This window comes from Methyloversatilis sp. RAC08, assembly GCF_001713355.1.
Lineage (GTDB): Bacteria > Pseudomonadota > Gammaproteobacteria > Burkholderiales > Rhodocyclaceae > Methyloversatilis.
The window spans coordinates 704,457-723,810 of record NZ_CP016448.1 but is presented as its reverse complement, the minus strand read 5'-3'; the positions used below and the strand labels follow the sequence as shown (position 1 = coordinate 723,810).

Genomic DNA, 19,354 nt, shown 5'->3' with positions numbered 1-19,354 from the left:
ATCGTGTGCAGGTGATGTCCCGTTTCAACAGATTCCTGCTGACCGCTCTGCTCGTGATCGCGCTGCCGCTGCAAGGCGGCGTCGCTGCGGCGATGATGTGCTGTGTGCCGGTGCAGCAGCATGCGGTGGCGACCGCGCACGACGTTGCGACCGATGCACACGAACTGCCGGCGCACTGTGCAGAATCGGCTGCGCCTGATGAGGGCGCATCGTTGTCTCCCCAGCCCTGTTCCAGTTGCGCCGCCTGCTGCATCGCCGGTGCGCTGACTCCGGCTGCGCTTCCCCTGTTTGCCGACATCGCGTTCCACGAGCGACCGCTGGCTGATCTCGGCGGCCCGCCGTCCTTCATCGCCGAAAGCGCGGAACACCCACCCAGATCCGCCTCCGCCTGACGAAACGCTGAAGCCCGCATCCCGTGCGGGCATCGATTCACGTCCTGCGCGAGGCCAATATGCTTCATTCCTTTCCTGCGGCGCTGCTCGTCTGCGCAGCGCTTGCCCCGACGGCCGCGTGGCCGTCCGATGCGGCCGATCCGGCCGCCCCTGTGCCGCCCGTCGGCTATCGCTCGATGATGGACGGCTATCGCAGTCATGCGGCAGAGCCCGTTGGTTCATGGCGTGACGCCAACGACCGGGTCGGCCGACAGGTCGGCGCACATGCACATGCGGCAAATGCCGATCAGCCGATGGGCCCGCCGGTCGATGACCCGCATGCGGGTCATCCAGCGCCTGCCGAAGGTGCGCCAGCGCACGATCACTGCATGTCGGCGGCCGACGGCGCCACGCAACCGCCGCCTGCCCGCCCGACGAAGAAGGAGGACGGTCATGCGCATCATTGATCCATCGCGCTGGCGTCTTATGCCTCTTGCGGCTGTGCTGACGCTGCTGGCCGGATGCGCCGGCTTCAGTCCCGACGGCGGCTTCGGCGCGGTCGAGCAGACTGCGCGCGAGCGGCTCGGCAAGGATGTGAAGTGGACGCGCAGCGATGCGGAGCGCGCCGAAGTTGCCGAACGTGTGGCCGGCTTGCTCAGCCAGCCGCTGACGGCCGACGACGCGGTGCAGCTTGCGTTGCTGAACAATCGTGGCCTGCAGGCGGGCTTCCACGATCTGGGCATCAGCGAAGCCGATCTGGTGCGTGCCGGCAACCTGCCGAACCCGCACTTCTCGATGTTCCACGCCAGCAGGAAGGAAAACGGCGTGCGCGACTACAAGATCGAACAGGCCATCACCTTCAACCTGTTTTCACTGCTCACGCTGCCGCAGGCGATCGAGGTCAACAGGCGGCAGTTCGCACAGACCCAGCGTGCGGTGTCGCTGCAGGTGCTGCGGCTGGCGGCCGATGTGCGGCGCGCCTGGACACAGGCGGTCGCCGCCGGCGAAACGCTGCGCTACATGCAACAGGTCATGGACGCGGCCGAAGCCGGTGCCGAACTGGCACGCCGCATGCAGGCCGCCGGCAATTTCAGCGCACTGGCGCGGGCGCGCGAGCAGGGTTTCTATGCCGATGCGGCGCTGAATCTCGCCCGCGCGCAGCAGGTGCATCAGGCAGCGCGCGAACGTCTGACCCGGCTGCTCGGGCTGTGGGGTGAGCAGACCGCGTTCAAGCTGCCTGAACGGCTGCCCGATCTGCCCGCCGCAGCGCTTGATGCGCCGGACATCGAACGTGAGGCGATGGCATCGCGCATTGACCTGCAGATTGCGAAACTCGACGCCGAAGCAACTGCGCGCAACCTCGGACTGACGAAAACCACGCGCTTCATCGACGTGCTCGAGATCGGACCGGCGCGGGTGCTCGAAGGCCGGCGCGGCGAGTCCTACAAGAAGGGCTATGAAATCAGCTTCGAGTTGCCGCTGTTCGACTGGGGCACGTCCCGCGTGGCACGCGCCGAGCATATCTACATGCAATCGGTCGAGCGGGTCGCCGACGCGGCCATCAACGCGCGCTCCGAGGTGCGCGAAGCCTATGGCGGCTATCGCTCCGCCTTCGACATCGCGCGCCACTATCGCGACGAAGTGGTGCCGCTCAGGAAGCGCATATCCGACGAAAACCTGCTGCGCTACAACGGCATGCTGATCGGCGTATTCGAACTGCTGGCCGATGCCCGTTCGCAGGTGGCCAGCGTCAATGGCTACATCGACGCCCTGCGCGACTTCTGGATCGCCCAGGCTGATCTCGACATGGCGCTGATCGGCAAGCCCGACCTTGCGGCGCCCGCATCACCCATCGCCGCCACCACTGCTGGGGCCGGACATTGAGCCCCGGGGCAGCGGCGGCCTGTGGGAGCGGCGGCCTCGCCGCGATGGATGCTGCGATGATCGTTGATCAACGCGCCGATCGCGGCGAGGCCGCCGCTTCCAAAGGACAGCTCCCACAGGACAGCTCACACAGGGTCCGTTTCACCGAGCCGCTTTCCGCTGCATCGAATTCGAAGGACATGACATGACTTCCCGCAGAGATTTCTTCATCAACGCAGGTATCGCGGGCGCCGCGGTGGCGGCCGCCTCGGTCAGCCGTGTGGCGCTGGCGGCCGTGCCGGAACCGGTGATCGAAACTTCGGCCGATACGCGCGGCCCGTTGATGCCTTCCACGGGGCGCCCTTACAACCCGGTCGTCACGCTCAATGGCTGGACGCTGCCCTGGCGCATGAACGCCGGCGTCAAGGAATTCCACCTGGTGGCCGAGCCGGTGGTGCGCGAAATGGCACCCGGTTTCAAAGCCCATCTGTGGGGCTACAACGGTCAGTCGCCGGGCCCGACGATAGAAGTGGTGGAGGGCGACAGGGTGCGCATCTACGTCACCAACCGCCTGCCCGAGCGCACCAGCGTGCATTGGCATGGCCAGCGCCTGCCAAATGGCATGGATGGCGTCAGCGGCCTGACCCAGCCGGCGATTCCGCCCGGCAAGACCTTCGTGTATGAATTCACCGCGCGCCGCCCCGGCACCTTCATGTACCACCCGCACGCCGACGAAATGACGCAGATGGCGATGGGCATGATGGGTTTCTGGGTGACGCATCCCAAAGGGCGGCATCCGCACATCGCCACGGTCGATCGCGACTACGTGTTCCTGCTCAATGCCTACGATGTCGATCCCGGCAGCTACACGCCGAAAACCATGACCATGCTGGATTTCAACCTGTGGTCTTGGAACAGCCGCATCTTCCCGGGCATCGCGCCGCTGGTGGCGCGGAAGAACGACCGCGTGCGCATCCGCATCGGCAACCTGACGATGACCAATCACCCGATCCACATCCATGGCCACGAATTCGAAGTCACCGGCACCGATGGCGGCCCGGTGCCGAAGTCGGCCCGTTGGCCGGAGGTGACCACCGATGTGGCGGTCGGGCAGATGCGGCAGATCGAATTCATCGCCGACGAGGAGGGCGACTGGGCGTTCCACTGCCACAAAAGTCATCACACGATGAATGCCATGGGCCACGACATCCCGAACCTGATCGGTGTCGATCATGAGGGGCTGGCGGACCGCATATCCAAGCTGGTACCCGGCTACATGGCCATGGGCGAGCGTGGCATGGCGGACATGGCCGACATGAAGATGCCGCTGCCGGAGAACACGGCGCCGATGATGACCGGCGACGGCCCTTTCGGATCGGTGGAGATGGGCGGCATGTTTTCGGTGTTCAAGGTGCGCCGCGACCAGAAGGCGGGCGATTACGGCGATCCGGGCTGGTACGTGCATCCCCCCGGCAGCGTTGCGCATGAGGTCGATGGCGCGGCAGTGCCCTCGACCAGACCTGCCGAAGGCCACAACCACGGTGAGTCATCGATGCCACGGCAGCAGCAGCCGGAGCAAGAGATCGAAGTGCAGGTGCGCAAACCGGCAGGCGGCGCGCACGATCACCATTGATGCGGGTGGTCGTTCAGTCCGGCGGGTAGTCGGCGTCGTCGAGTGCTTCGCGGAACAGCGCTTCGTCCTTGGCCGACTCGATGCGTACCCGCTTGCCGGCGATGTCGATGTCGACGGTCGCTTTCGCATCGACTTCGGCAACCGCGCTGCGGATGCGGCCGGCGCAATGACCGCAGGTCATGTCCGGTACGGTGAATTCGATCATTTCTAGCCTCGCGAACAAAATGAAAACCCCTGATGATGGACCTTTAAGCGATGCGCAGGTCAAGTCATGGCGATCCGCTCGAAAACAGCGGTCGTCGCACTCATCTGCGATACACAGTGATGCGGAAGGATGCAGGCGATGAAGCGAGGTCCGGCATGAACGCCAGAGAACCGGATGCGGGCACGACGGCTCGCCTGCAGTCGTGGACAGCCGTGATCGAAGGCATGACCTGCGCCTCGTGCGTGGCACGCGTCGAAAAGGCTGTCGCCCGGCTGCCGGGCGTGGCGCTGGCCAGCGTCAATCCGGCGACCGAGCGGCTGACCGTCAGCGGCGAGCGCGTGCCCGACGCAGCGGCTGTGCGCGCCGCGGTCGAAAAGGCCGGCTACGCCGTCGCGCAGCACACGCTGCGGCTGAACATCGCCGACATGACCTGCGCGTCCTGCGTGGCGCGGGTGGAAAAGGCGCTCGCCAGGGTGCCGGGCGTGCTGTCGGCCGCCGTCAATCTTGCGACCGAGTCGGCAGAAGTGGTCAGTCTGTCGCCGGACGTCGCACCGCTGCTGGTCGCCGTGGCACGGGCCGGCTACCGCGCGTCTTTGCCAGCCGACACGCCTGCCCCTTCGGATGGTTCCGCACGCGGCCTGCCCGAATGGTGGCCGGTCGCACTGGCCATCGTGCTGTCGGCACCGCTCGCCCTGCCGATGGTCGGCATGCTGTGGGGGGGGCACTGGATGCTGCCCGGCTGGCTGCAGTGGCTGCTCGCCACGCCGGTGCAGTTCTGGCTGGGTGCGCGCTTCTACATCGCAGGCGGCAAGGCGTTGCGCGCCGGCGCCGGGAACATGGACCTGCTGGTCGCGCTCGGTACTTCGGCCGCCTACGGCCTCAGCGTGTACCTGTGGCTGACGGCCGATGACGGCGCCATGCCGCATCTGTACTTCGAGGCGTCGGCTGTCGTGATCACGCTGGTGCTGCTCGGCAAATGGCTGGAAACGCGCGCCAAGCGGCAGACCACCGAAGCCATCCGCGCGCTCAATGCGCTGCGTCCGGACACGGCGCGCGTGCGTCGCGACGGGCAGGAGGTCGAGCTGCCGCTGTCGCAGGTCGGCGTCGACGACATCGTCGTCGTGCGCCCGGGCGAGCGGCTGCCGGTCGATGGAGTGGTGATCGAAGGCGCGGGCGAGGTCGACGAGTCGCTGATCACCGGCGAAAGCCTGCCGGTGGCGCGTCAGGCGGGCGATCACGTGACCGGTGGCGCCATCAATGGCTCCGGGCTGCTCATCGTGCGCACCACGGCGATCGGCGCCGAAACGGTACTGGCACGCATCGTCCGACTGGTCGAAAGCGCGCAGGCCGGCAAGGCGCCGATCCAGCGCCTGGTCGATCGCGTCAGCGCGGTGTTCGTGCCGGTCGTGATCGCGATTGCGGCACTCACCTTCGCCGGCTGGTTGTTCGCCGGCTCCGGCGTCGAGCGCGCGCTGCTCAATGCCGTGGCGGTGCTGGTGATCGCCTGCCCGTGCGCGCTCGGCCTCGCCACGCCGACCGCCATCATGGTCGGCACCGGCGCGGCAGCGCGGGCCGGCATCCTGATCAAGGACGCCGCAGCGCTCGAAATCGCGCATCGTGTATCGGTGGTGGCATTCGACAAGACCGGCACGCTGACCGAGGGGCGGCCGCAGCTGGTGGCGGCCGAACCCGTCGCGATCACCCGTGACGAACTGCTGTCACGGGCAGCCGCGCTGCAGGCGGGCAGCGAACATCCGCTGGCGCATGCGGTAGCCCGGGCCGCGCAGGCCGAAGGGCTGGCGGTCCCGCAGGCGACGGATTTGGCTGCGGTCGCCGGTCGCGGCATTGGAGGCCTGCTTGCCAATCGCACGCTGCGCCTGGGCAGCACGCGCTTCATGGACGAGCTTGCGGTCGATGTATCGCCGCTGGCCGCGCGCGCCGCGCAGCTGCAGTCGCAGGGCTGCACCGTGTCCTGGCTGGCCGAGCTGGGTGCTGCGCCGCGGCTGCTCGGCCTGCTCGCTTTCGGGGACTCGGTGAAGCCGTCGGCGAAAGCGGCGATCGCCCGCCTGCAAGCGGGCGGCGTGCGCACCGTGCTGGTCAGCGGCGACAATGCGGGCGCCGCGGCAAACGTTGCCGCGGCACTGGGCATCGACGATGTGCGGGCCGAGGTGTTGCCGGAACTCAAGGCCGACATCGTGGCCGCGCTGAAGCAGGGCGGGGCGGTGGTGGCCATGGTCGGCGACGGCATCAACGACGCACCGGCGCTGGCGGCGGCCGATGTCGGCATCGCGATGTCCACCGGAACCGATGTGGCCATGGCGGCAGCCGGCATCACGCTGATGCACGGCGACCCGGCGCGCGTGGCCGACGCCATCGATATCTCACGCCGCACGTGGGCGAAGATACGTCAGAACCTGTTCTGGGCCTTCGCCTACAACGTGGTCGGCATTCCGCTGGCGGCGTTCGGGCTGCTGAATCCGGTCATCGCCGGCGCCGCGATGGCGTTCAGCAGCGCAAGCGTAGTCGGCAATGCACTGCTGTTGCGGCGCTGGAGGACCGGTGGCCGATGAGGGTCGCGTACATCGGCATGCCGGTCACGCAGGATGGCGGCCCAGCGCACGCAGGGATGCGTCGACTGCCGGCATGGCCATGCGCTGCGTCAAGTCGCGTGGCCGCGCGCAGCGCATAATCCGTCTGCAGCACCCCCTCCGAATGACTTTCTGCAGCGGCCCACCACCATGTCCGACAGCCAGGCGCTTCTCGAATCACGCCATTTCCTGACCCGATCCGTTCCGCTGTTCAGCCCGGTGAACTGGCTGGTCGCCGGCTGGCGCGACTTCCAGCGCTGCCCGCTGCCCGGTCTGCTGCATGGCGTGCTGGTGGCCGTATTCGGTGCTTTCCTGTGCTGGTGGATACCGGATCGCTTCTGGCTGCTGGGCGGGGCCTTCACCGGCTTCCTGCTGGTGGCGCCGGTCATCGCGACCGGGCTGTATGCCATCAGCCGTGCGCTGGAGCGCGGCGAGTCGGCGGATCTGGCCACCGCGCTGACGGTGTGGAAGCCGCGTGACGGTCGCATGGTGACTTTCGGCTTGCTGCTGGCGCTGGCCGGCACCGGATGGGTGCTGACGTCGGCTGCGCTGATCTGGTCGTTCGCTGCCGCACCGGTGGTGACCCCGGAAGACTTTCTGCGCGTCGTCGTGCTGGCCGAACAGGGCTGGCTGTTCGAGGGCTGGCTGCTGCTGGGCGGCCTGCTCGCCGCACCGCTGTTCGCTTCCAGCGTGGTGGCGATCCCGCTGCTGCTCGACCGGCAGATCGGCGTACTGGGCGCGGTGCTGACCAGCTGGCGCGTGGTGATGGCCAATCCGGCGCCGCTTGCGCTGTGGGGCGCGGCGATCGCGTTCTTCACGCTGTTCGGCATGGCGACCGGCCTGCTGGCGATGCCGGTGGTCATCCCGCTGCTCGGGCACGCCAGCTGGCATGCCTATCGCGAGCTGGTGGGCAGCACGGTGCCCCCGGCGTACTGAAGGTCGATCATGTCCGGCATCACCGAAGAACAATTCGCGCAGTTCGGCCTGACCTTCGGTGTCACGGCCTTCATGCTGTACATGCTGTTCATCCTGCTGCAACTGGCGCGCGAATCGAAAGCGGGGCGTTTCGGCACCTTCGTCATCCTGCTCGGCCTTGGCCTGGGCATGATGGGATTCGTTGCCAAGTTCGTCATCAAGTGGATTCTCGACAGCTGATCACCGGTACCTGCCAGGCATGAGCGAAGCACCCGCATCGACCGGCCTGACCGAGGCGGAAGTGGCGGTGCGCCGCGCGCGCGACGGCTGGAACGAACTCGCGGCCGACCGCTCGCGCGGCGTCGCGGACATCGTGCTCGAAGTGGCCCGCGAACCGATGTTCCTGCTGATGCTCGGTGCCGGTGCGCTCTACCTGCTGATCGGCGACCCGCAGGAAGCATTCGTTCTGCTCGGCTTCGTGCTGGTCATCATCGCGGTGACCGTGGTGCAGCAGCGGCGCACCGAAACCGCACTGGCGGCCCTGCGCGACCTGTCGAGCCCGCGTGCGCTGGTGCTGCGCGACGGCAAGGTGATGCGGGTGGCCGGGCGCGAAGTGGTGGTCGGTGACCGCATGCTGCTGAACGAGGGCGACCGCGTGCCGGCCGATGGTGTCGTGCTGTCGGCGCACGACTTCGCGCTCGATGAATCGATGCTGACCGGCGAGTCGGTGGCAGTGGCGAGGCTGCCGGTCGCGGGCGGCCCTGCGCTGCAGGTGTTCGCCGGCACGCTGGTGGTCAGCGGTCAGGCGGCGGTCGAAGTGAGCGCCATCGGCAATGCCACCGAACTGGGCCGCATCGGCAAATCGCTCGGCGCGATCAGCAGCGGTACGTCGCCGCTGCAGATCGAACTGGCGAAGCTCGCGCGCCGGCTGGCGGCGATCGGCGCCGTGCTGTGCGTGCTGCTCGCGCTGCTCTACGCCCTGTTGCGCGGCGGCTGGCTCGATGGTCTGCTGGCTGGCATCACGCTCGCCATGGGCGTGCTGCCGCAGGAATTTCCGGTCATCCTCATCGTGTTCCTCGCCTTCGGTGCCCGACGCATCGCCGCGCACGGCGTGCTGACGCGACGTCTTGCGGCGATCGAAACCTTGGGCCAGACCACGGTGCTGTGCGTCGACAAGACCGGCACATTGACGCGCAACCGCATGGCGGTCGCTGCACTGGTCGCCGGTGACGACACGCTGCTTCTCGATGCCGGCCAGCCGCTGGCCGAACTGCCGGAAACGTTTCACCGGCTGCTCGAATACGCGGTGCTGGCAAGCGAAGCCGATCCGCACGACCCGATGGAAAAGGCCTTTCTGAGCCTTGCCGATGCGCATCTGTCGAATACCGAGCATCTGCACCCGGACTGGCGGCTGGCGCGCGAGTACGAGCTGTCTCCCGATCTGCTGGCGATGTCGCATCTGTGGCAGGTGCCGGACAGCGCTCGCAGCGAGGTGGCGTCGAAAGGCGCGCCCGAGGCGATCGCCGACCTTTGCCATCTGTCGCCCGAGGCGCGCGCGCACGTTGCTCGACAGGCCGGCGTGCTGGCCGACCGCGGCCTGCGCGTGCTGGCGGTGGCGCATGCGCTGCATCCGGGCAGCGAGGCGCCCGCCATCCAGCATGATTTCGAATTCCGCTTCATCGGCCTGATCGGCCTGGCCGATCCTCTGCGTGACGGCGTGCCCGCGGCGGTGGCCGATTGCCGCGCGGCAGGCGTGCGTGTCGTCATGATCACCGGCGACCATCCGCGCACCGCTCAGGCCATCGCCGCGCAGGCCGGCATAGAAGGCGCGCATGTGCTGACCGGCCCGGAACTGGCGGCCATGGACGACGCCGCTTTCGCCGCCGCGGCTGCTCAGGGCGGCGTGTTCGCGCGCGTCAGCCCACAGCAGAAACTGGCCCTGGTCGAGGCCCTGAAGGCGCGCGGCGACATCGTTGCAATGACCGGCGACGGCGTGAATGACGCGCCGGCGCTCAAGGCGGCCCACATCGGCATCGCGATGGGCCGGCGCGGTACCGACGTGGCGCGCGAGGCAGCCGACCTGGTGCTGGTCGACGACGACTTCGCCGCACTGGTGCACGCCATCCGGCTCGGCCGGCGCATCTTCCGCAACCTGCGCCACGCGATGACCTACACGCTGGCGGTGCACGTGCCCATCATCGTGCTGGCTACCGCGCCGGTGCTGTTCGGCTGGCCGCTCGTCCTGGCGCCGGCCCACATCGCCTTCCTCGAACTGGTGATCGACCCCTCGTGTTCGGTGGTGTTCGAGTCGGACGAAGCCGACGCCGGCGTGATGCGCGAGCCGCCGCGCCCAGGCAGTGATCCGCTGCTGCCGTCCGCCCGCATCTGGATCAGCCTGCTGCTCGGCGCCGTGACGTCAGCGGTCGTGCTGGCGGTGCACGCGTTCGCGCGCGCGCAGGGCTTCGACGCGTCGGTCGTCCGCACCTGGGTATTCATCGCGCTGGTGAGCAGCGGCATCGCGCTCATCTTCTGCGCCCGCACCCACGGTGGCGCCTGGCTGGATGCCCTGCGCGGCACCGCACCGGTGGCGCGCGGCATCATCGCCGCCACGGTGCTTGCGCTGCTCGCCGTGACCAGCGTGCCCTGGCTGGCGGCGCAGTTCGGCTTCACGCCGCTGTCGCCGGTCCACTGGCTGGCCGCCTGCGCATTGGGTCTGGCGAGCTTTGTGCCGCTCCAAGTCGTGAAGAGCGTGATGCCGGGCGAAAAAAAACCCGGCACAACGGCCGGGTTTTGAACAACGAGGGTCAGGCAGACGCTTATTACATGCGGCGGCGAGCAGCCATGCCGATCAGGCCCAGACCGGCCAGCAGCAGCGCGTAGGTTTCGGGTTCCGGCACCGGGGTGGCGACGGCCAGATTGTCGAGTACGACGGCATTGCCCTTGAACGAGATCGAGCGGATGTCGGCCGAGGCGCGCGTGATGCCGACGAACTGGCCTTCGTTGACGCCGAAGTCGTCGGTGTCGATGCTCAGCGTGTGCGATTCGATGATCTGGTTGTTGTCACCGTAGGCCGAAATCACCAGGCCGAACGGCAGTACGCCGTCGGCGTAGTGATTGACGAAGGCACCGGCGCCGGCGGTCAGGTCGGCGAAGGTGAAGCGCAGTTCGCCGATGAAGCCGCTGGCGGCGAACGTGCTGCCGGCACCCCAGAGGCCGTTGCTGCCGAGTTCGGCAATGAAGGCACCCAGCTGCGAACCGTCGTCACCGGTGAAGGTGACGCCCGGCGCAACCATTTCCGGACCGCTGGTCAGGAAGCCGTCATACATGTCGAAATCGGCGACGATCGGGGCGTACAGGTCAGCCACGTCATTGGTCAGTGCAGCGTGTGCCGGCAGCATGGCGAACGAGGCCAGCGCGGTGGCGATGAATTTCAGTTTCATGTTGAGTCCTCTCGAAGTCTTGGGGTCACGGAAACGATGCTGGTTCGCTTCCGTGACGTCCGTGTGAAGGTCGTGTGTCTAACGGTGACCGATCAGGTCCCGATCACGCCGCCGTCGTCCTTGGTGATGACCACCACCGCGGAACGCGGCTTGATCGCACCGTTGGCGCTTTGCGTCGTCGGGCCGTTGATGCCGCTGTCCGGCCAGGTGCTGCGCGACGTGAAGCTGCCCGACCAGCTTTCGCCCGGGTGCTGGATGTTGACGAACATGGTCTTGTTGTCCGGCGTGGTGACGACACCGGTCACCTCGCAGCGGATCGGGCTGGTCAGGAAGCGGGTGACCTGACGCGTGGTCGGATCGGCGCAGTACATCGCATTGCCGCCGATGTTGGCGTAGTTGCCGGTAGCGTCGCCCGCCTGGTCAGTCTGGATCCACAGGCGACCGTCGGAATCGAACCACAGGCCATCCGGCGAACCGAGGTCGTCACCGATGATGTTGCCCTGGCGTGCCGGGTTGCTCGACAGCTTGTCGCCGCACTCGGCGAAGATGTCCCACTGGAAGCCGGTGGCTGCGACATCGCCGCCGTTTTCGTTGAAGCGGATGATGTGACCATACACGTTGTTGGCGCGCGGGTTGGCGGCATCGGTGACGGTACGGCCGCTGTTGTTGGTCAGCGTGAAATACACCTCACGCGTGGTCGGATGCACGGCGACCCATTCCGGGCGGTCCATCTTGGTCGCGCCAAGAATGTCAGCTGCCTGACGACACATGATGACCACGTCGCCCTGGTTGTTGAAGCCGTTTGCGGACGTCAGACCGTTCTGACCGTAGACCAGCGGCAGCCAGACACCGGTGCCGTCGGCGTTGAACTTGGCGACATACAGCGTGCCGCTGTCGAGCAGGTCGCGGTTGGCAGCGCGGTTCTTCGTGTTCAGCTTCTTTGCGCAGACGAACTTGTAGATGTAGTCGTTGATTTCGTCGTCGCCCATGTAGAGGGCCACGCTGTTGTCGGCTCCGACCACGCTCCATGCGCCTTCGTGCTTGAAGCGACCCAGCGCGGTGCGCTTGACCGGCATCGAATTCGGGTTCCACGGGTCGATCTCGACCACCCAGCCATGACGGTTCAGTTCATTCGGGTTTTCGCGGAAGTCGAAGCGCGGATCGGCTTCGTGCCAGCGGTAGCCGAAGCCACCCTGGCTGACGCCATAGCGCGCTTCGTGCGGCGTGCGCGGCTGAGCGGCCAGCTTGGCGGCCGTGGTGCCGAAATAGCCATTGAAGTTTTCTTCGCAGGCGAGATAGGTGCCCCACGGGGTGTAGCCGTGCGCGCAATTGTTCAGCGTGCCGAGCACGGTCATGCCGGCCGGGTCGGCTGCGGTGCGCAGCATCGGGTGGCCGGCAGCCGGGCCCGACACCTTACAGGGGGTCGCGCCGGTGATGCGGCGGGCGAAGGCCGACGGACGCTGCACCTTCATTTCGCCGCCGATCTTGCGCACCTCGACCACGCCGACACCGTGCGCCGCGAGCTGCGCGTCGACCATGTCCTGCGTGATGACATCGGTACCGTAGGTCAGGGTGTTGTTCAGCAGACCCGGGTCGACGTATTCGAAATTGGATACGAGCAGGCCGCGGTCGTTGCTCAGGCCGCTGGCACCGACTGCCGGGAACGGGAACAGGTGCATGCCGTCATTGTGCGAGCCCCAGGTCGTCAGTTGACGAGCCTTGGTCATGGCGGTCGACGGGTTCCAGTGCGTGTTGGCCTCCGGGCCGGCCTTGCCGATGGCATCCCCCCAGGAGATGAACACCTTCGCGGTGTAGCCGTTCGGTACGGTGATGCCGTCGGTCATCGGAACGATGTTGGCCGGCACGCCGTTGAAGCCGATGCCGCCATTCGTCGGCGACGGGCTGGGCACGTAGCCGGCAGCGAGGGCTTCAAGGCTGAAGCCACCCATCGAAGCGAGCACTGCCGTGCCGATGGAGCCCTTCATGAAGTTGCGGCGGCCGGTGAATTCGGCCAGGACGTCGCGAATGGTTGCATTCTCGGACGGGTTGATCGTGACGTTGTTGTCGGGGTGCAGATGAGCAGACATGTGTTCTCCTCGGATGGATCGAGATGGTGGTTCGGGGCATCTTCCGGACGCACGGATCGGTGCGCTGCATGGTCGAGCAGAGGGAGTGTGTGCGGCGCGTTTGACAGGGATAAGACGAGGCCGGCGTCCGGCAATGATCCGAACGGACTATCCAGGCCAGAAAGGGTAACGTCGCCGTGCGTGGTGCGTGGTGCCGCGGTGCGGACGCCGGACCCGCAACAAAAAGGGCGGCACCCGTATCGGACGCCGCCCCTGACAGGCGAGACGAGGACAGAAAGCTTACTTGCCCGAACGCAGCCTGCGACGAGCCACGCCACCGACCGCAAACAGGCCGGCCAGCATCAGCGCCCAGCTTTCGGGCTCCGGCACGGCGGGGGTGATGGTCACGCGGTAGGCCAGGAACATGGTGTCGATGTCCTTGCCGTCGTTGTAGGCGGTGCCGACCTGGAAGCCGTCGGTGGTGGCGAAGTCATTGTCGTTGGCGACGAACAGGAAGTAGTCGTTCGGGCGGCCTTCCTCAAGCGTCGGCAGCAGCACCAGGCCTTCCCACTTTTCGGACAGGTTGTCCAGACCGGGCTGCACGCCATTCACCAGACCGAAGCGCGCCAGTTCGGCGTCGTCGTTGATGTCCAGGAAGGGCGTGTAGAGCGCCGGCGTGATCGCCGGGTTCAGCACGCCACCCGGCGCGATCTGACCCTCGTAGCTTTCGTTCAGGATGTTGGTCGCGTCGCTGATGTCGATCACGTCGACACGGCGCAGATTCGATTCCTGTGTGCCGACCAGAAAACCGTTGCTGTCGCGCGGCAGGATGAACAGCTGGGTGTCGGACACGGCCAGGATTTCGCTCTGTGCGGCCACCAGCGTGCTCGTGCCCTGCTGGAACTTGGGCAGTTGCACCGCGTATTCGCCGGTCAGCGTGATCTGGTCCAGATCGCTGACGTCGTAGGTGAACAGGCGTGTGTTGTTGCGCGTGGCGGCATTGGCGAGATCCTGACGTGCCGCGCTCTGCAGGGCGACGAACAGCGTCTTGCCATCGGGCGACAGCGACAGGCCTTCGAAGCCCTGGTTGTTCGCGCGGCCGGCGGTCGGGTTCGCCGGAGACGGGCCGGTCTGACCTTCCGTGGGATTGTTCGAACTGTAGTCGGTCACGCCGTTGCGAATCGGGCGCACCGATGGCGCCACCGGCAGTGCACCGATGAATTCGCCGGCGGCCGAAAAGCGATAGATCGACGGGCCGTATTCGTCGCTGATCAGGCGTGAGCCGTCGGCCAGGATGACGATGCCTTCGGCGTCGAGCGACAGCTTGCCGTTGTAGCCCTGGGGCAGTTCCGGCAGCAGCGAAGTGGCCGGACGCGCGCCACCCGTGAGGACGCCACCCGGTACCGGGTCGATGCCGCTCAGCGGGCGCGAGGCGCCGGTCAGCGTTTCGTACAGCAAGGTCGATTGCGTCAGCGCGAGGCCGATCTGGTTCTGGCCCAAACCGGTGCTGCCTGCAGCGGCGGGCGTGAAGTCAACGGCGATGCGGTTGATGCGCGCCGTATAGTCGATCGTGCCGGCGACGTTGTAGCCGCGGTCGGGTGAGGCGTAGAAGATGCCGGAGTAGCTGTTGCCGGTGCGCGTCCAGGTCGAGGCATCGGCCACCAGGCCGGAAATCGAGCCGAAGGTTTCACCGTGTTCGTCGCGCAGATTGGCCGCCAGCCGGCCGACGCCGACCAGTTCGTGCAGCGTGAAGGACGTGCCATTCACGAGTGTCTGCGCGAAGGAAACCTGTACGCCGCCGAGCAGCAGCGCGCTCGCCAGCGTCAGGCGGGACAGATGGATCAGGGATTTTTTCATATGACCTCTTGGCGGGCGGCGCCCGTTGCTGTTGTAGGTGGAAAAGGAGTTTGGTCAGGCTGCGTGACAATGAGGTGACGCAGGGATGACAGCGGGGCCGGCGCCTTGCGGCGACGGCCCCGGTACTCGTCATTCAACCGCGATTCAGGCGCGACGGCGCGCCGCGAAACCGACCAGCGCGAGACCGGCCAGCAGCATCGCGTACTCGGCCGGCTCCGGCACCGCAACCACCTGACCGGCGCCATTCAGATAGACGGTCACGACGTCGTCGTACACGCGCCGCTGCGTTTCGATCAGGTTGTATTCGCTGTCCAGCACCGGAAACAGATACACCGGCGTGAAGGTGACCTTGGCGTAAAGGCTTTCGGTGCCCAGATATTCGACTTCGACCTCGAGGTGCCCGTAGTGCTTGCCGCCATCGACCAGTTGCAGCACGCCATCGACCATGGCCCACTGTTCCGGTGCGGACTGATCGGCCGTCCATTGGCTGAATTCGTTGTAGTCGAGTGCCGGGTCGCTCAGCAGGCTGCCGTTCTTCTTGCCGCTGCGCAGGCCGTCGCCCGACACGCCGACGTCGTAGTACTGCACGCCGATGCCGTCACCGTTGCTGTCGACAAAGCTGCGTTCGAACATTTCGCTGTGACCGGACAGCACGGCGGCGACGCCGAACTGCTCGAACATCGGGTGGTATTGGCGCATCGGCGTGCCGCCCTGGCCGGTGGTCAGCGCGTGATCCATGCCGACACCATGTTCGCCGTTGCTGAACGGCACGTGGTGAAACTGCACGAACACCACCTGACCGTCGGCGCGCGCGTCGGCCAGTTGCTGCTCGGCCCAGTTCCACTGCGCACTGCCCGGGTTGAAATCGGACAGATCGGTGCCGCCGGCCGCTTCGTACTGTTCCTTCGTGTAGTTGTTCTGCGTGTCGGTACCCGGACCGTTGTACTGCGTGCCGGTGAGCTTGTTGGCGTAGTTCTGCGGGCGATCATCCGGCAGGCCGTTCGAGCTGTCGAGCGTGATGATGGTGATCGGGCCGTAATCGACGCGGTAGTAGTTGTCGCGGTGTTCCGGCGTACCGTTGTCCGGTGCGTCGAAATAGACGTGGTACTTGTCGCGGCCGAACTTCGGGCCGAAGCGGCCGTCGGCATCGTTGCCGTAGCCGCCGTTGAGCGCACCGAAGTTTTCCCAGTTGCCCAGCGCCGGCAGGATGGGGTGGCTTGACAGGCCGCTGGCTACGCTACCCGCGTTCTGGCGGAAGAATTCATCCCAGCCCGGCTGATAGCCGCCGCCCTGAACCAGGTCGCCCGGCATCATCAGGAAATCCGGCGTACGGCTGTTCACCATTTCAACGTTGCGGCGATAGCCCTCGTCTTCGGTCAGCACGTAGTTCAGCGTGCGCACGCCGGCCTGCACGCGGGTGCCGAACTTCTGGTCCCAGGTGCCACCTACGGCAGCCGACGGACGGTCAAGGCCGCCCGCGGCCAGCGCGCCCGGCTGCCATTCGCGACTCGATACCCGACCGGCCGGCTCGGTTTCGGAATCGGACATGGCGATGAAGCGGATCGACGACCAGGCATCACGCGTCGGCGCCGTCTTGAAGGATGACTGGAACACCGAGCCGCCCTGCGTCACCGTGTACTGATAGGTGGTGTTGGCCTGCAGCGAACGCACGTCGACGGTGTGCTTGTAGTTGTCGCCGGCGATCAGCCATGAGCCCTTGTCCAGCCCGCTGATGCTCTGATTCAGTTCTGCGTTGGTGTAGGCGAGCGTGCTTTCGAGCGTCGGCAGGCTGTTCAGCACGATGGGCGACGCAAGGCCGGGGCCGCTGATGGCCAGCGAACCCGCATCGGCCGACGTGGTGAACCACGTGAAGTACATGCCGTCGCTCGACGGGTTCTGCAGATACGGATTGATGCGGAAATCGGCTGCGGCGGGCAGTGCGATGAACGATGCACTGAGCGATGCAATGAGGGCGGCGATGGGGCGCATGCGCATGATTCGGGCTCCGGGTCGGGGCGAGGACATTCCTCGCGGCGAGCGAAAGGTAGCGCCCTCACGTTACGGAATAGATCACGCTGAAAGGCCGAAGTTAGGCCGAAAGGACTACGTCGCCCGGAACCGCCCGCAGCCGCGGTTGTCTGGCGTCAAGTCGAGTGACGCACGGGCGTGCAACACTTTCCTCTTCCACTCACCGGGTTTCCGATCAGAGTGCTGCCGATCGAACTGTTTGTCGCCGGTCTGGCATTGGCCGTCAGCCTGATGCTGCGCCCCTGGCGCATGTTGCGTGGCCCGCTCGGGGCGCCCTGGGTGGCGTCATGGGTGCTGCTGTCGCTGCTGTGGGTGCTGCCGCAGAACCTGCCGGCCGGCATTTCGATCCAGCTGTCCGGCGCCTGTCTGCTGGTGCTGATGTTCGGCTGGCCGCTGGCGGTGATCGAACTGCTGCTGATTGCGCTCGTGGTGTGGCTGTTCGGTCAGCTGGGCTGGGCCGCGGTGCTGTCGCAACTGGTGTGGATCGGTCTGGTGCCGGCGACGCTGGCACTGGGGCTGGGCGAGGTGTTGCGGCGCACGCTGCCGCCGCATCCCTTCATCTACGTGCTGGGCCGCGCCTTCATCGGCACTGCGGCATGTCTGTTCGTCGCCGGCGTGGCATACGAGTTTGCGCACCACCTGATCGGCGGCGTGGCGATGGAACATGCGCTGGTGGCGCGCTGGCTGATGGCCTGGGGCGATGCCTTCATCACCGGCATGCTGGTGTCGATCTTCGTCGCCTTCGTGCCCGAATGGCTGGCGACCTGGTCCGACCGGCGCTACCTCGGACCCGGCGGTACCTGATCGCGCGGACGACGCCGGACGGTCGTCATGCAGTGAGCGCTCCGCCCGCCTGCAGCGCGCGTTCGGCACGCAGTGCATCGGCCAGTGATTGCTGGCCGTCGCGTGCCGCCGCCTCGATCAGGGTCAGGTCGATCACGTCGCGCTGGGCGTGGCTGCCACCGAAGCGGTGCGCGATGTGGCGGATAGGACGCAGCAGCTCGACTGTCTGCGCGTAGTCGCCGTCGGCGAACGCCGCCATCGCGGCAGTCGCCGCGCGGCCGACCTCGGCGGTGAACCCTGCGTTGTCCGCACCGCTTTCACCCTTGTCCGCGATGAGCGCCTGCTGCGCATCGGCGACCGCCCGGATCAGGTCGGTGCGGCCTGCCGCCGCAAAGGCCATCGTCGCATGCATGTCGTTGAAGGCGTAGCGGCCAGTGGTGGCGATCGGTGCCCAGCGGTCGGCCAGCGCCTGCCAGCGCGACCCGACATCGACACCGCGCAGAACCCTTGTCCGCGATGAGCGCCTGCTGCGCATCGGCGACCGCCCGGATCAGGTCGGTGCGGCCTGCCGCCGCAAAGGCCATCGTCGCATGCATGTCGTTGAAGGCGTAGCGGCCAGTGGTGGCGATCGGTGCCCAGCGGTCGGCCAGCGCCTGCCAGCGCGACCCGACATCGACACCGCGCAGATGCAGCCGCCACAGCAGTGCGGACTGGTCCACCAGATCGAATACCAGGCCGGGCGCGTCGGCGCACACCGGCCCGTCGTACAGCGCCAGCACGGCGTCGATGTCGTCGAGTCCGAGATGGAACAGCGCCAGATGCCAGTGGTTGTGCACCGACAGGAAGCTGTCCTGCGCCCACGCCTTCGGTGCGGCGCGCATCCACTCGATGCCGTCATGCCGCCGATTCTGCATTTCCATCACGTGCGCGACGGCGTGCTGTGCCCAGCCGTCGCGCGGCTGGCGCTCGACCGCCCGCCGGCCATAGCGCTCGGCACGTGCGTAGTCGCCGGTTTCTTCGAGGCCGAATGCCAGCATGCCGGCCACCGCATGCCAGGCTGGCATGTCGGTGTGCCATGCGGGCAGTGCGCGCGCGATGCGGTCGCGCAGCATGCGCGAATCGCCGAGCAGGAAGTCGGTCTGGTGGCCGGCCTGCAACGCCAGCGTATCGAGCGGATGATCGATGGTGAGGTCTTCGAGCACGCGCGCGGCGGCGCGCAAGCGGCCGTCGACCAGCAGGCCGACCGCCCTGACGTGGCGTGCTTCGCGTTCATCGGCGGGCAGCGCCTCTGCGCTGCGCCAGGCGGCCGCAGCGACCGGAAGCCCTGCCGGTTCCGTACCGAGCAGCATCAGGTAGGCGAGCAGCACGTGACCCATGACCATGTCCGGGCTGTCTTCGAGTGCTGTATTCACGGTGGCGACCGGGTCGCCGATGAAGCAGCGGAACTGGTGTTCCGCCAGTTCGAGCAGTTCGAGGCCGCGAGGGCTGGCGCCGCTGACGGCCAGGCCTGTGGTGGTGCGCAAGGTCATGGGCAGACTCCCGTATGGTCGGGCGATACCGGACTCCGTCAGGGACCTGCGCGCCCGTCGCAGGTCACCATGGCTG

General features: G+C 66.9%; 16 protein-coding genes. 8 read left to right on the top strand and 8 right to left on the bottom strand.

The genetic code is table 11. The features are described from left to right. Positions 1 to 14: 14 nt before the first annotated feature. Positions 15 to 392: a hypothetical protein gene (locus BSY238_RS03255; RefSeq protein WP_069040421.1), complete on the top strand. Its 378-nt coding sequence runs from the start codon at positions 15 to 17 to the stop codon at positions 390 to 392. A 218-nt stretch (positions 393 to 610) separates the two neighbouring features. On the opposite strand, the gene BSY238_RS18280 is transcribed toward BSY238_RS03255, so the two are convergent. Then, positions 611 to 835 (bottom strand): hypothetical protein, encoded by a 225-nt coding sequence (locus BSY238_RS18280; RefSeq protein WP_150123870.1) that lies wholly within the window; start codon positions 833 to 835, stop codon positions 611 to 613. Between BSY238_RS18280 and BSY238_RS03245 the strand changes: the two genes are divergently transcribed. Both BSY238_RS03245 and BSY238_RS03240 read left to right on the top strand, forming a co-directional pair. Further along, positions 825 to 2,255 carry a TolC family protein gene (locus tag BSY238_RS03245; protein ID WP_069037880.1) on the top strand — a complete coding sequence of 477 codons (1,431 nt, stop codon included), beginning with the start codon at positions 825 to 827 and terminating at the stop codon, positions 2,253 to 2,255. The two genes, BSY238_RS18280 and BSY238_RS03245, sit on opposite strands and share 11 nt — an antisense overlap. A gap of 184 nt (positions 2,256 to 2,439) precedes the next feature. Further along, positions 2,440 to 3,867 (top strand): multicopper oxidase family protein, encoded by a 1,428-nt coding sequence (locus BSY238_RS03240; RefSeq protein WP_069037879.1) that lies wholly within the window; start codon positions 2,440 to 2,442, stop codon positions 3,865 to 3,867. A gap of 13 nt (positions 3,868 to 3,880) precedes the next feature. Here BSY238_RS03240 and BSY238_RS03235 read toward each other — a convergent pair whose 3' ends face one another. Next, positions 3,881 to 4,072 carry a heavy-metal-associated domain-containing protein gene (locus BSY238_RS03235; RefSeq protein WP_069037878.1) on the bottom strand — a complete coding sequence of 64 codons (192 nt, stop codon included), beginning with the start codon at positions 4,070 to 4,072 and terminating at the stop codon, positions 3,881 to 3,883. A 155-nt stretch (positions 4,073 to 4,227) separates the two neighbouring features. Here BSY238_RS03235 and BSY238_RS03230 point away from each other — a divergent pair, with 155 nt between their 5' ends. From BSY238_RS03230 to BSY238_RS03215, 4 genes are all read left to right on the top strand, one after another. Beyond that, on the top strand, positions 4,228 to 6,642 hold the full coding sequence (locus tag BSY238_RS03230; RefSeq protein ID WP_069037877.1) for a heavy metal translocating P-type ATPase: 2,415 nt from the start codon (positions 4,228 to 4,230) through the stop codon (positions 6,640 to 6,642). A gap of 168 nt (positions 6,643 to 6,810) precedes the next feature. Then, complete coding sequence (locus BSY238_RS03225; RefSeq protein ID WP_069037876.1) at positions 6,811 to 7,596, top strand: DUF2189 domain-containing protein; 786 nt, start codon at positions 6,811 to 6,813, stop codon at positions 7,594 to 7,596. Positions 7,597 to 7,605: 9 nt separating this feature from the next. Then, positions 7,606 to 7,815: a DUF2788 domain-containing protein gene (locus BSY238_RS03220; protein WP_069037875.1), complete on the top strand. Its 210-nt coding sequence runs from the start codon at positions 7,606 to 7,608 to the stop codon at positions 7,813 to 7,815. 19 nt (positions 7,816 to 7,834) lie between these two features. Continuing rightward, on the top strand, positions 7,835 to 10,369 hold the full coding sequence (locus BSY238_RS03215; protein ID WP_069037874.1) for a cation-translocating P-type ATPase: 2,535 nt from the start codon (positions 7,835 to 7,837) through the stop codon (positions 10,367 to 10,369). Positions 10,370 to 10,394: 25 nt separating this feature from the next. Here BSY238_RS03215 and BSY238_RS03210 read toward each other — a convergent pair whose 3' ends face one another. The 4 genes from BSY238_RS03210 to BSY238_RS19000 form a co-directional block, all read right to left on the bottom strand. Beyond that, positions 10,395 to 11,015, bottom strand: a complete 621-nt coding sequence (locus tag BSY238_RS03210; protein WP_069037873.1) for a PEP-CTERM sorting domain-containing protein — start codon at positions 11,013 to 11,015, stop codon at positions 10,395 to 10,397. 92 nt (positions 11,016 to 11,107) lie between these two features. Beyond that, on the bottom strand, positions 11,108 to 13,102 hold the full coding sequence (locus tag BSY238_RS03205) for a PhoX family protein (protein WP_069037872.1): 1,995 nt from the start codon (positions 13,100 to 13,102) through the stop codon (positions 11,108 to 11,110). Between the two features lie 279 nt (positions 13,103 to 13,381). Next, complete coding sequence (locus BSY238_RS03200) at positions 13,382 to 14,938, bottom strand: esterase-like activity of phytase family protein (RefSeq protein WP_069037871.1); 1,557 nt, start codon at positions 14,936 to 14,938, stop codon at positions 13,382 to 13,384. A gap of 144 nt (positions 14,939 to 15,082) precedes the next feature. Beyond that, a complete protein-coding gene (locus BSY238_RS19000) occupies positions 15,083 to 16,933 on the bottom strand; it encodes a metallophosphoesterase (protein WP_150123869.1) in 1,851 nt (616 codons plus the stop codon). 213 nt (positions 16,934 to 17,146) lie between these two features. Between BSY238_RS19000 and BSY238_RS03190 the strand changes: the two genes are divergently transcribed. Beyond that, positions 17,147 to 17,770: an energy-coupling factor ABC transporter permease gene (locus tag BSY238_RS03190; protein WP_190295047.1), complete on the top strand. Its 624-nt coding sequence runs from the start codon at positions 17,147 to 17,149 to the stop codon at positions 17,768 to 17,770. Positions 17,771 to 17,795: 25 nt separating this feature from the next. On the opposite strand, the gene BSY238_RS18275 is transcribed toward BSY238_RS03190, so the two are convergent. Together BSY238_RS18275 and BSY238_RS03180 are read right to left on the bottom strand one after the other, a co-directional pair. Further along, entirely contained in the window at positions 17,796 to 18,149 is a 354-nt protein-coding gene (locus BSY238_RS18275) for a hypothetical protein (RefSeq protein WP_223300253.1), read from the bottom strand. Then, a complete protein-coding gene (locus BSY238_RS03180) occupies positions 18,067 to 19,278 on the bottom strand; it encodes a tetratricopeptide repeat protein (RefSeq protein ID WP_223300252.1) in 1,212 nt (403 codons plus the stop codon). The genes BSY238_RS18275 and BSY238_RS03180 overlap by 83 nt, the downstream gene beginning before the upstream one ends. Positions 19,279 to 19,354 lie beyond the last annotated feature (76 nt).